The sequence below is a fragment of the Streptomyces sp. XM4193 genome, assembly GCF_023072595.1.
Lineage (GTDB): Bacteria > Actinomycetota > Actinomycetes > Streptomycetales > Streptomycetaceae > Streptomyces.
In genome coordinates this window covers 330,429-342,874 of sequence record NZ_JALLGK010000006.1, presented here as the reverse complement: position 1 = coordinate 342,874, position 12,446 = coordinate 330,429, and the positions used below count along the sequence as shown (strand labels likewise).

The 12,446-nt window shown below is 69.8% G+C and carries 11 protein-coding genes; 9 read left to right on the top strand and 2 right to left on the bottom strand.

The features are described from left to right. The first annotated feature begins 73 nt into the window (after positions 1–73). Both MTQ01_RS18315 and MTQ01_RS18310 read left to right on the top strand, forming a co-directional pair. Positions 74–1,000 carry a tRNA (adenine-N1)-methyltransferase gene (locus MTQ01_RS18315; protein WP_247491670.1) on the top strand — a complete coding sequence of 309 codons (927 nt, stop codon included), beginning with the start codon at positions 74–76 and terminating at the stop codon, positions 998–1,000. A 240-nt stretch (positions 1,001–1,240) separates the two neighbouring features. Next, positions 1,241–1,867, top strand: a complete 627-nt coding sequence (locus tag MTQ01_RS18310) for a hypothetical protein (RefSeq protein ID WP_247491669.1) — start codon at positions 1,241–1,243, stop codon at positions 1,865–1,867. Positions 1,868–1,930: 63 nt separating this feature from the next. On the opposite strand, the gene MTQ01_RS18305 is transcribed toward MTQ01_RS18310, so the two are convergent. After that, positions 1,931–2,230 carry a ferredoxin gene (locus tag MTQ01_RS18305; RefSeq protein ID WP_247491668.1) on the bottom strand — a complete coding sequence of 100 codons (300 nt, stop codon included), beginning with the start codon at positions 2,228–2,230 and terminating at the stop codon, positions 1,931–1,933. 253 nt (positions 2,231–2,483) lie between these two features. On the opposite strand from MTQ01_RS18305, the gene arc reads away from it, so the two are divergent. The 5 genes from arc to prcA all read left to right on the top strand — a co-directional run bounded on the left by arc (position 2,484) and on the right by prcA (position 8,522). Then, entirely contained in the window at positions 2,484–4,250 is a 1,767-nt protein-coding gene (arc, locus tag MTQ01_RS18300; RefSeq protein ID WP_247491667.1) for a proteasome ATPase, read from the top strand. Positions 4,251–4,455: 205 nt separating this feature from the next. Further along, positions 4,456–5,967, top strand: coding sequence for a depupylase/deamidase Dop (dop, locus tag MTQ01_RS18295; RefSeq protein WP_374207783.1), 1,512 nt, complete (start codon positions 4,456–4,458; stop codon positions 5,965–5,967). 121 nt (positions 5,968–6,088) lie between these two features. Continuing rightward, positions 6,089–6,304 (top strand): ubiquitin-like protein Pup, encoded by a 216-nt coding sequence (locus MTQ01_RS18290; protein WP_247491665.1) that lies wholly within the window; start codon positions 6,089–6,091, stop codon positions 6,302–6,304. Positions 6,305–6,752: 448 nt separating this feature from the next. After that, positions 6,753–7,598 carry a proteasome subunit beta gene (prcB, locus tag MTQ01_RS18285; protein ID WP_247491663.1) on the top strand — a complete coding sequence of 282 codons (846 nt, stop codon included), beginning with the start codon at positions 6,753–6,755 and terminating at the stop codon, positions 7,596–7,598. Between the two features lie 24 nt (positions 7,599–7,622). Next, positions 7,623–8,522 carry a proteasome subunit alpha gene (gene prcA / locus MTQ01_RS18280; protein WP_247491661.1) on the top strand — a complete coding sequence of 300 codons (900 nt, stop codon included), beginning with the start codon at positions 7,623–7,625 and terminating at the stop codon, positions 8,520–8,522. Between the two features lie 58 nt (positions 8,523–8,580). Here prcA and MTQ01_RS18275 read toward each other — a convergent pair whose 3' ends face one another. Continuing rightward, entirely contained in the window at positions 8,581–9,642 is a 1,062-nt protein-coding gene (locus MTQ01_RS18275; RefSeq protein ID WP_247491658.1) for a LacI family DNA-binding transcriptional regulator, read from the bottom strand. A gap of 48 nt (positions 9,643–9,690) precedes the next feature. On the opposite strand from MTQ01_RS18275, the gene MTQ01_RS18270 reads away from it, so the two are divergent. Next, positions 9,691–10,968: an MFS transporter gene (locus MTQ01_RS18270; RefSeq protein ID WP_247491656.1), complete on the top strand. Its 1,278-nt coding sequence runs from the start codon at positions 9,691–9,693 to the stop codon at positions 10,966–10,968. A gap of 9 nt (positions 10,969–10,977) precedes the next feature. Further along, on the top strand, positions 10,978–12,339 hold the full coding sequence (gene pafA / locus MTQ01_RS18265; protein ID WP_247491654.1) for a Pup--protein ligase: 1,362 nt from the start codon (positions 10,978–10,980) through the stop codon (positions 12,337–12,339). The last annotated feature ends 107 nt before the right edge of the window (positions 12,340–12,446 follow it).

The following is a 12,446-nucleotide window of genomic DNA, read 5'->3' as shown; positions in this document are numbered from 1 at the left end:
TCGGGCCGGTCGTGCGCGTCGGCACGGCCACCTCGGTGCGGAGCCCGCCGCGGTCTGGACTAGGCTGGAGCGCATGTCCGAACCGACCGGTGCCGCCCGCCGCCGCGGGCCCTTCCAGGTCGGGGACCAGGTTCAGCTCACCGATCCCAAGGGCCGCCACTACACCTTCACTCTCGAAGAGGGGAAGAGCTTCCACACGCACAAGGGAGCCTTCCCCCACGACGAGCTGATCGGTGCCCCCGAGGGAAGTGTCGTCCGTACCACGGGAAACGTCGCCTATCTGGCGCTGCGCCCCATGCTCCCCGACTATGTCCTTTCCATGCCGCGCGGAGCGGCCGTCGTCTATCCCAAGGACGCCGGCCAGGTGCTCGCGATGGCCGACATCTTCGCCGGCGCACGCGTCGTCGAGGCCGGTGTCGGCTCGGGGTCGCTCAGCATGTTCCTGCTGCGCGCCGTGGGCGACCACGGAATGCTCCACTCCTACGAGCGCAGGGCAGACTTCGCCGATATCGCCCGCAACAACGTCGAGCGCTACTTCGGGGGCCCGCACCCCGCCTGGCAGCTCACCGTGGGCGATCTCCAGGACAATCTGAGCGACACCGACGTCGACCGGATCATCCTGGACATGCTCGCCCCCTGGGAGTGCCTGGACGCCGTGTCCAAGGCTCTGGTGCCGGGCGGCCTGCTCTGCGCGTACGTCGCGACCACCACGCAACTCGCGCGCACCGTCGAGGCGATCAGGGAGCACGGCACCTTCAACGAGCCGGCCGCCTGGGAGACCATGGTGCGCAACTGGCACGTGGAAGGCCTCGCGGTCCGTCCCGACCACCGCATGATCGGCCACACCGGCTTCCTGCTGACCGCGCGGAGGCTGGCGGACGGTGTCGAGCCGCCGCTGCGCCGTCGCCGTCCGGCCAAGGGCGCGTACGGCGAGGACTACACGGGGCCCGGCGGCAAGAGCGCCGAGGGTCGCGACAGTTCCCCGCGCTCCGCTTCCTGAGCGAGCCGCGAGCACTCCTCCGCACGTCCCGGGCGAGTTGTGCGTCCGTCCGCGCACGCACGGCCCGCCCGTCCCACCGTTTCCGCTCCAGGGCGCCATCGGCCCGCCGGAGCCCCCTCGAGGGCCCGGCCGCCGGTGGCGCCCTTCGCACATGCCCGCCGGGTGCTGTGGCCGAGGCGCGGTCGGGCCCAACTTCCTTGCGCACCCCGGCCGTTCCGGGCCGGTGTGATGTATGGCACGATGCTGCCCACTCCCGTAACCCTGCTCACACTGGAGACGTCCCGAGTGCAGCCCTCGGCAGGCCCGGACCTTCCGCACACCCGTACACGCCCGGTGCACTGGCTCGCCACCGCCGCGGCCCTCGCGGCGGTCGTCGCGACGACCGTCATGATCCAGCCGACCGACGCCACCGCCACCAGCGACACCGCCCCTCTCGCCGCACACCGGCAGGCCGGAGCGGGCGCCCCGGATCCGGAGAAGGCCAACTATCCGCTCGACTGCGGTCCCTGGGAGGCGGGTGTCGTCGAGCACGGCGCCGCGGACTTCGACGGCGACGGAGTGGCTGAAACCATCGCGGTCGTCCGCTGCGCGACCGAGGGCGGAACGCCGCCGAGCGGGGTCTTCGTACTCGCCCGCGGGGAGCGGGCCGGTGCCCCGCCGCGGGTGGTCCGCACACTGCTCGATCCCGCCGAGCGGTTGAGCGTGGACGACTTCGCGGTGCGAGGGGAAGTCATCTCCGCGACCCTGCGCGGCTACTCCTCGCAGAAGGTCCCGCGCTGCTGCCCCGACCAGGAGCGTTCGGTCAGCTGGCAGTGGACCGACGGCGACTTCGCGCTGAAGGCGGCCCCCACGGCGCTGGGCGTCTGAGGCGCCGCGCCGCCGGGCGCCGGGCGCCGGTGCCCGGGACGCCGGAAGGGGGCGCCGGCGCGGTCAGTCCGCGTCCGGTCCGTACACCTCGACGCCGTCGTCGACCCGGCGCACATGGATGCAGTCGCCGGGGCACTCCTTGGCCGAATCCACCACCTCGGTCAGCAGCGGAAGCGGCACCGGCGCGGTGGCCCCCGCCTCGGTGCGCAGCTCGTCGTCCGCGCCCTTCACGTACGCCAGGCCGTCGATGTCCAATTCGAAGACCTCGGGCGCGTACTGGGCGCAGATGCCATCACCCGTGCAGAGGTCCTGGTCGATCCAGACCTCCAGCTCGCCGGTGTCCGTCTCGTGCTGCACAGTCATCTCGCCTGCCGTTCCTGCACGGGGATTTCATCAATTGGTGCCACCCGGGAAGGGTGTTGACCACATCGACGATACAACTGGCCCACTTCCGATGTTGTTCCGGTGCGACGGGATGGGTATTGCCCTGGCGTGAGGGGTGCGCAGGAGTGAAGATCAGACACACCCCGATGTCTTTGTGATCTAGGGGTTTCAACCCCACCAGGCCCAGGTAGGGTCTGGATGCGTCCAGCTCCCCCTGGAGGAGGTGAGGACCGTGGCAGCCCACGACGACGACCAGAACCACGGCGCCCGGCCCGGTCGGGGTTCACAAGACCCGGCAGGCCAGGTCGCCCATCTTGAGCAGGAGATCGCCGTCCTGCGCCGCAAGCTCGCCGACTCTCCGCGGCACACTCGAGTTCTCGAAGAGCGGATCGTCGAGCTCCAAACAAATCTCGCGGGTGTGTCCGCGCAGAACGAACGACTGGCCGGCACTCTCCGCGAGGCACGCGACCAGATCGTCGCGCTCAAGGAGGAGGTCGACCGGCTCGCACAGCCGCCCGCGGGTTTCGGTGTCTTCCTGCACGCCAACGAGGACGGCACCGCGGACATCTTCACCGGTGGCCGCAAGCTCCGGGTCAACGTGAGCCCCAGCGTGGAGCTCGAGGAGCTCCGGCGCGGCCAGGAGCTCATGCTCAACGAGGCCCTCAACGTCGTTGAGGCCATGGAGTTCGAGCGCGCCGGGGACATCGTCACCCTCAAGGAAGTCCTGGAGGACGGCGAGCGCGCCCTGGTGGTCGGCCACACCGACGAGGAGCGGGTCGTACGACTCGCCGAGCCCCTGCTCGCGGCGACGCTGCGGGCCGGTGACGCGCTGCTCCTGGAGCCGCGCTCCGGCTATGTCTACGAGGTCGTGCCCAAGAGCGAGGTCGAGGAGCTCGTCCTCGAAGAGGTCCCGGACATCGACTACACCAAGATCGGTGGCCTGGGCGGGCAGATCGAGCTGATCCGCGACGCGGTCGAGCTCCCGTACCTCTACCCGGACCTGTTCCAGGAGCACGAGCTGCGCCCGCCCAAGGGCGTTCTGCTCTACGGCCCGCCCGGCTGCGGAAAGACGCTGATCGCCAAGGCGGTCGCGAACAGCCTGGCGAAGAAGGTCGCCGAGGTGACCGGGCAGCCCGCGGGGAAGAGCTACTTCCTCAACATCAAGGGCCCCGAGCTGCTCAACAAGTACGTCGGCGAGACCGAGCGGCACATCCGGCTGGTCTTCCAGCGCGCGCGGGAGAAGGCCAGCGAGGGCACGCCCGTCATCGTCTTCTTCGACGAGATGGACTCGCTCTTCCGCACCCGTGGCTCGGGCGTCAGCTCGGACGTGGAGAACACGATCGTGCCCCAGCTGCTGTCGGAGATCGACGGTGTGGAGGGCCTGGAGAACGTCATCGTCATCGGCGCCTCCAACCGAGAGGACATGATCGACCCGGCCATCCTGCGCCCCGGCCGTCTCGACGTGAAGATCAAGATCGAGCGTCCGGACGCCGAGGCGGCCAAGGACATCTTCTCCAAGTACCTCACTTCCCGGCTCCCGATCCACGCCGACGACCTCTCCGAGAACGGCGGCGACCGCGAGGCCGCGCTGTCCGGCATGATCCAGTCGGTCGTGGAGCAGATGTACGCGGAGTCCGAGGAGAACCGCTTCCTGGAGGTCACCTACGCCAACGGTGACAAGGAGGTCCTCTACTTCAAGGACTTCAACTCCGGCGCCATGATCCAGAACATCGTGGACAGGGCGAAGAAGATGGCCATCAAGGCGTTCCTCGACCAGAACCAGAAGGGCCTTCGCGTCTCCCACCTCCTCGCCGCCTGCGTGGACGAGTTCAAGGAGAACGAGGACCTGCCGAACACCACCAACCCGGACGACTGGGCCCGCATCTCCGGCAAGAAGGGCGAGCGGATCGTCTTCATCCGCACGCTCGTCACCGGCAAGCAGGGCGCCGACACCGGAAGGTCGATCGACACGGTGGCGAACACCGGTCAGTACCTGTAAAGAGCACACACCGCCCGGCTGCGGCTGCCCTTGCACGGGCAGTCGCAGCCGGAGCATTTCACCGGGAGCCCGCTTCGCCCTCCCCAGCAGCCTCACGGCGTTCTAGGCTCGGTGCACGCGCAGCGCACCGAAGGACGCGGGGTGGCGACGCGGCGGGACTTGAGCGACGGCCCGGGGCGGGCCGTCGCAAGGGCGAGGAGGTCGCATGACCGTACGGCGCGTAATGGGCATCGAGACGGAGTACGGCATCTCCGTACCAGGGCATCCGAACGCCAACGCCATGCTCACCTCCTCCCAGGTCGTCAACGCCTACGCCGCCGCGATGCACCGCGCCCGCCGTGCCCGGTGGGACTTCGAGGAGGAGAATCCGCTGCGCGACGCGCGCGGATTCGACCTCGCCCGGGACTCCGCCGACTCCAGCCAGCTCACCGACGAGGACATCGGTCTGGCGAACGTCATCCTGACCAACGGTGCCCGTCTCTATGTGGACCACGCACACCCCGAGTACAGCGCGCCCGAGGTCACCAACCCCAGGGACGCGGTGCTGTGGGACAAGGCGGGCGAGCGCATCATGGCCGAGGCCGCCCGCAGAGCAGCAGAGGTGCCGGGGTCCCAGCCGATCCACCTCTACAAGAACAACACCGACAACAAGGGCGCCTCCTACGGCACCCACGAGAACTACCTGATGAAGCGCGAGACCGCCTTCTCGGACATCGTGCGGCATCTGACGCCGTTCTTCGTCTCCCGGCAGGTGTTCTGCGGGGCCGGCCGGGTGGGTGTCGGCCAGGACGGCTCCGAGCACGGCTTCCAGATCTCCCAGCGCGCCGACTACTTCGAGGTCGAGGTGGGGCTGGAGACGACGCTCAAGCGCCCCATCATCAACACCCGGGACGAGCCGCACGCAGACGCCGAGAAGTACCGCAGGCTCCACGTGATCATCGGCGACGCCAATCTGTCGGAGATCTCGACCTATCTGAAGCTCGGCACCACCTCCCTGGTCCTGTCGATGATCGAGGACGAGTTCATCGCGGTCGACCTCGCCGTCGACCAGCCGGTGCGCACGCTGCACCGGGTCAGCCACGACCCCTCGCTGCGGCAGCAGATCACCCTGCGCAGCGGACGCAGCCTCACCGCCGTGCAACTGCAGATGGAGTACTGCGAGCTTGCCCGCAAGTACGTCGAGGAGCGTTGGGGCGCCGACGCCGACGAGCAGACGCTCGACGTCCTCGACCGCTGGGAGGACGTGCTGGGGCGCCTGGAGCGCGATCCGATGAGTCTGTCCGGCGAGCTGGACTGGGTGGCGAAGCTGGAGCTGATGGAGGGCTACCGCCGCCGGGACAAGCTGGAGTGGGACGCCGCCCGGCTGCACCTGGTGGATCTGCAGTACGCCGACGTCCGACCGGACAAGGGCCTGTACAACCGGCTGGTCGCCCGGGGGAAGGTCGCGCGGCTGCTGGAGGAGTCCGAGGTGGAGCGGGCCGTGGGCAAGCCGCCCGCCGACACCAGGGCGTACTTCCGGGGCCGCTGCCTGGAGCAGTACGCCGACGACGTCGCGGCGGCCTCCTGGGACTCGGTCATCTTCGACGTGCCGAGCCGCGACACCCTCCAGCGCGTTCCGACCATGGAGCCGCTGCGGGGCACCCGTAAGCACGTCAAGGACCTGCTGGACCGCTGCCGCACCGCGGAGGACCTGCTGAAAGCGTTGTCCGGCAACTGATTCCCGGGCGAGTATCCGGGAATGATCCAGACGGCCAGGAGCTTGAACAACCAAAGGGCCGATGTCAGTCCCAACCCTTAGGGTCTGATCTTGTACTTCGAATCCGAGCGGGGTGAGGCACATGGCGAGCAGGGACACCGGCGGCGGACAGCAGAAGGCGACAAGGTCCACCGAGGAGACCGAGGAACAGCAGGAGACCGAGGTCTCCGAAGAATTCAAGGAGCGCCAGGAAGAGCTCTCCGAGGACGTCGACTCGGTGCTGGACGAGATTGACGACGTCCTGGAGGAGAATGCCGAGGACTTCGTTCGCAGCTTCGTCCAGAAGGGCGGCCAATAACCGTCCCCTCGGCGCTCTCACCGCGGTGACGCGGTGGGGTGTCGAGCGTGTTCGGGCAGTGGCGGCGCGCCACCGGCCCGGTTGAGCCGAGGGCGGGAGGTGGAGAGGCCGCGCATCGCACACGGTGCAGCGCGTCGGCCCTCTCCACCTCTCTCCGTTCTCGGCGCTCTCGCTCTCCGCCGCGGGCGCCGCTTTCTGCGGCGTTCCGCCGGGCATGCGCGCCCCGAATTGCCAAGTGCGGTGGCCGGTGCGCACGTTGAGCCCTCGTCGAGTCCTCGAATCCACTTTTCGTCATGGGCGGAAGAGGTGGATAGAGATCACCGGGCGGGTAAGGTCCGAGGCGTACCGTGCTCCACCGGCGACGCTTCCATGGCGCCGCGGCAGTGGGGCAGTTCAAGGACAGGCCGGACGCCGGACGGCGGCGGCCCCACTACGTGGAAGGAAACGTGTGGAAGCCAAATTTGGTAGCACCGGGCGTCTGCCGGCCGCCTTCCTGACGCCCGGCTCGTCCTCCTTCATGGACTTCCTGTCCGAGCACGCGCCGGAGCAGCTGCCCGGCAGGCGGCAGCTGCCGCCCGTGCAGGGGGCCGTCGAGGCGCCGCACGGCACCACGATCGTCGCCGCGGGCTTCCCCGGCGGCGTCGTTCTGGCCGGCGACCGCCGCGCCACCATGGGGAACATGATCGCCCAGCGCGATATCGAGAAGGTCTTCCCCGCGGACGAGTACTCGGCGGTGGGCATCGCCGGCACTGCGGGCCTGGCGGTCGAGATGGTGAAGCTCTTCCAGTTGGAGCTGGAGCACTTCGAGAAGGTCGAAGGCGCACAGCTCTCCCTGGAGGGCAAGGCGAACCGGCTCTCCACCATGATCCGCAGCAACCTCGGCATGGCGATGCAGGGCCTCGCAGTGGTCCCGCTCTTCGTCGGGTACGACGTCGACCGCGAGAAGGGCCGGATCTTCTCCTACGACGTCACCGGCGGGCGCTCCGAGGAGCTCGGCTTCGCAGCCGTCGGCTCGGGCTCGGTCTTCGCCCGGGGCGCGCTCAAGAAGCTCTACCGCGAGGAGCTCACCGAGCAGCAGGCGGCGACGGTCGCGGTCCAGGCGCTCTACGACGCCGCCGACGACGACTCGGCGACCGGCGGCCCGGACCTCGCGCGCCGTATCTACCCCGTCGTCACGGTGATCACCGAGGAGGGCTTCAAACGGCTCACCGAGGCCGAGGTCTCGGAGATCGCGCGGGCGATCCACGAAGGCCGCCTCCAGCACCCCAACGGGCCCCAGGCCCCGGTTCTCTAAGCACAGGAAGGGACGGGAAAGCCGGTGTCCACGCCGTTCTACGTATCGCCCCAGCAGGCCATGGCGGACCGCGCCGAGTACGCCCGCAAGGGCATCGCTCGGGGCCGCAGTGTGGTGGTGCTGCAGTTCACCGAGGGGATCCTCTTCGTCGCCGAGAACCCCTCGCGCGCGCTGCACAAGGTCAGCGAGATCTACGACCGCATCGCCTTTGCCGCCGTCGGCAAGTACAACGAGTTCGAGAACCTGCGCATCGGCGGTGTGCGCTACGCCGATCTGCGCGGCTTCACCTATCACCGCAACGACGTCACCGCGCGGGGCCTGGCGAACGTCTACGCCCAGACGCTCGGCACGATCTTCTCCAGCGGCGCGGAGAAGCCCTACGAGGTGGAGCTGATCGTCGCGGAGGTCGGTGAGGCGCCCGAGGACGACCAGATCTACCGGCTGCCGCACGACGGCTCCATCGTCGACGAGCACGGCTCGGTCGCGGTCGGCGGCAACTCCGACCAGATCGGCAGCCACCTCGACCAGCGCCACCGCGACGACATGAGCCTGGCAGAGGCGTTGCAACTGGCAGTCGAGGCGCTGGGCCGGGACAGCACCGGAGGTGAACGCTCGCTGACGGCCGACCAGTTGGAGGTCGCCGTCCTGGACCGCAGCCGACCGCAGCAGCGAAAGTTCAAGCGCATCCTGGGCCGGCAGCTGTCCCGGCTGCTGGAGGCCGAGACGGGTTCGGCCGCTTCGGCGTCCGCCTCGGACGACGCGGATGCGGACGACGAGGGCGCGACCGGCTCCGGCGGCGCCGCGGCCGAGAGTGCGCCGAAGAGCAAGGCGCGCCCCGGCGCCAAGGGGAAGAAGCCCGCCGCCGATTCGAAGGATGCAGGCAGCGGGAGCGCCGAGGAGTCGGAGGACGACGACAAGGCGTAAGCGGCCCACCCGAGACGCCGTCGTCGTGAAGGGAGTGCCCTTCGCGGCGGCGGCGTTCTCAGTGCGGGGCGGGCCCGGTCGACGCCCTCGCCGCCAGTGAGACCGGAAGCGTGGTGGTGTCCGGTCGCAGCCCGTCCAGTACGGCGAGCAGGGCGCGCATCCCGGCCGCTCCCACCTCCTGCGCGGGCAGCCGAACCGTGGTGAGCTCGGGCTCCAGGGCGGTGGCGAGCGGAAGGTCGTCGAAGCCGGTCACCGACAGCTCGCCCGGCACCGAGAGGCCCGCGCGCCGCGCGGCCTTGCAGACGCCGGCCGCCAGTACGTCGTCGTCGCAGACGATCGCGGTGGGTGCCGGGCACAGGGCCAGCAGCTCGGCGGCCGCCCGCTGCCCGTCCTGGACGCTCAGCGCCGCCGCGCGGGTGGCGACGAGCTCGGCGCCCGGAAAGTTGTCGAGCGCCTCGTGCAGGGCGCGGGCACGGAGCCGGAAGGTCCAGCTCGGCACGTCCGCCGCCAGATGCGCCACCCGTCGGTGGCCGAGATCGAGGAGATGGTCGGCGACCCGGCGCATCCCGTCGGCGATGTCGGGGTTGACGACGGCCGAGGCCATCGGGTCCGAGGGCTCGCTGTCCAGCATGACCAGCGGGAGGCCGCCGTCCTGGAGCGCGCTCAGGGCCTCGGCCGCCATCGAGGAGGCGATCACTCCGTCCAGCGCCGCCCGCGCTGAGTCGAACGGGTCGGGGGCGCGGCCGATCCCCTCCGGCGAGGGATAGAGCACCACGCCGAAGTCGTGCTCGCCGGCCACGCGGGCTGCTCCGGTGTGCACCTGGGCGAAGAAGTCGCCGGTGAGCGCGGGGACGACCAGCATCGCGGTGCGCGCGGTGCCGGTGCGCAGGCTGCGGGCCGCCAGGTTGGGGCGGTATCCCAGCTGCTGCGCCGCCTCGCGGACGGTCTCTGCGGTCCGGGTCGAGACGCGGCCCCGCCACTTCCCGCCGAGCACCAGGGAGACGCTGGCCTGTGAGACGCCTGCCGCGCGCGCCACGTCGCGACTGGTGGGCCTGGAGGCAGAGGGCTTCACGTCGCGGGGCTCCGGCGGATGAGAGATGGACCTGGACACTGCGGTCATGGTACGTATGAGCGCGACGACGTTATACGTAACACGCGAGGAGTCACAGTGGCGAGGAAGCCGACCGGGTACGGCGAACTACTGCGCACACGGCACGCCGCCAGGCTGCTTGCGGGCACCCTGGTCGGTCGGCTGCCGAACGCCACCGCGCACGTCGCGATCGTTCTCTTCGTCCGCGCCGAGGGCGGCAGCTACACCCTCGCCGGCGTGCTCGCGACCGTGTACGGACTGGCCACCGCGATCGGCCAGCCGCTCCTCGGGCGGGCCGTCGACCTCCACGGCCAGCCGCGGGTGATGCTGCCGGCCGCGGTCGTCTCCGCCCTCGGCATGGTCGCCTTCGCCGTCGTCGGTGTCGAACCGCTGGGCGCCGCGGCGCTGGCCGTGCTGGTTGCGGGTGTCTTCACCCCGCCGCTGGAGGGCGGGCTGCGCGCGCTGTGGCCGAGTGTCCTCAAGCGGCAGGACCGGGTGCACAAGGCGTACGCGCTCGACTCGGTGGCGCAGGAAGTGATGTTCACCGTGGGCCCGTTGGCGGTGACGGTGTGCGTGGCGCTGTGGTCGGAGGCGACCGCGCTGCTGGTGATCAACCTGATCGGGGTGCTCGGCGCCCTCTCGGTCGCGGTCTCGCAGCCCTCGCGCTCCTGGCGCAGCGCGCCCCGCGAGGCGCACTGGCTGGGGGCGCTGCGCTCGGCGGGCCTGCTCGCGCTGCTCGGTGCCTTCGTGTTCGTCGGGATGGCGCTCGGCTCGATCACGGTCGCCGCGGTCGCCTACGCCGACGAGCAGACCGGCGTCAGCGGCAACGTCGTGTACGCGCTGCTGATGTCCGGGATCGGCTTCGGCGCACTGGTGGGCGGGCTGGCGTACGGCGCCCGGGAGTGGGCGGGCGCACCGGAGCCGCGGCTGCTGGTGCTGATCGGGCTGCTGGCACTGGGCTATCTGCCGTTGATGCTGACGCCCTCCTACGTTGCGATGACGGTGCTCACCTGCCTCGCGGGCGTCTTCCTCGCGCCGGCTCTGAGCTGCGCCTTCGTGGTCGTCGACCGGCACGCGCCCGCTGGTACGGTCACCGAGGCGTTCTCCTGGCTGGTGACGACCTTCGGTGTGGGCGCCGCGCTCGGCACCGCCGTCGTCGGACCGTCCATCGAGAGCGGGGGAGTCACCGGGGGATTCGCCGTGCCGGGCGCCGCGGGAGTGGCGGGTTTCCTGCTCCTGGTGCTGACGCGCCGTGCGCTCGCCGCTCCCCGCCGGACCGGGCTGCCGCCGGTGGCCGGGCAAAGTGATCCCAGCCGCGCGGCCGAACCCGGTTTCAAGACCGGTCATCAGGCGTAATGTTCATGCATGGACCGCCGAATCTTCGGGCTGGAGAACGAGTACGGCGTCACATGTACGTTCCGCGGGCAGCGTCGGCTGTCGCCGGACGAAGTGGCGCGGTACCTCTTCCGCCGTGTCGTGTCATGGGGCCGCAGCAGCAACGTGTTCCTGCGCAACGGCGCCCGTCTCTACCTCGACGTGGGTTCGCACCCGGAGTACGCCACTCCTGAGTGCGACAACGTGACCGAGCTGGTCACCCACGACAAGGCGGGCGAACGCATCCTGGAAGGTCTGCTGGTGGACGCGGAGCGCCGGCTCCACGAGGAGGGGATCGCCGGCGACGTCTACCTGTTCAAGAACAACACCGACTCAGCGGGGAACTCCTACGGCTGCCACGAGAACTACCTCGTGGGCCGCCACGGCGAGTTCTCCCGGCTGGCCGACGTGCTGATCCCGTTCCTGGTCACGCGTCAGCTGATCTGCGGCGCCGGCAAGGTGCTGCAGACGCCGCGCGGCGCCGTCTACTGCGTCAGCCAGCGAGCCGAGCACATCTGGGAGGGCGTCAGCTCGGCGACCACCCGTTCCCGACCCATCATCAACACCAGGGACGAACCCCACGCGGACGCGGAGCGCTACCGCAGACTCCACGTCATCGTCGGCGACTCCAACATGTCCGAGACCACCATGCTCCTCAAGGTGGGCGCCACCGACCTCGTGCTGCGGATGATCGAGGCGGGCACCGTGATGCGCGACCTCACCCTGGAGAACCCGATCCGGGCGATCCGGGAGGTCAGCCACGACATCACCGGTCAGCGCAAGGTGCGTCTGGCCAGCGGCCGGGAGGCCTCGGCGCTCGAGGTGCAGCAGGAGTACTACGAGAAGGCCGCCGACTTCGCCGACCGCCGGGGAATCCGCACGGGTCTGATCGAGCAGGTCCTGGAGCTCTGGGGACGGACCCTGGAGGCCGTGCGCACCCAGGAGCTGGACCGGGTCAACACCGAGATCGACTGGGTGATGAAGTACCAGCTCATCGAGCGGTACCGGAACAAGCACCAGATGCCGATGTCCCACCCCCGGGTCGCGCAGCTGGACCTGGCCTACCACGACATCCACCGCCGGCGCGGTCTGTACTACCTCCTGGAGCGCAAGGGGCACGCCAAGCGGATCTGCAACGACCTCAAGATCTTCGAGGCCAAGTCGGTTCCGCCGCAGACCACTCGTGCACGGCTGCGCGGCGACTTCATCCGGCGCGCACAGGAGCAGCGCCGGGACTTCACCGTCGACTGGGTGCACCTCAAGCTCAACGACCAGGCGCAGCGCACCGTGCTGTGCAAGGACCCCTTCCGGTCGGTCGACGAGCGAGTGGAGAAGCTGATCGCGGGCATGTAGGACATCTCGTCCACACCGTCCCGACGCGGGCCGCACAGCGCTGGTTGTGCGGCCCGCACCACGTCGTAGAGTGGCGCGCACTGTCCATCCGCCGTTCGACCAAACGA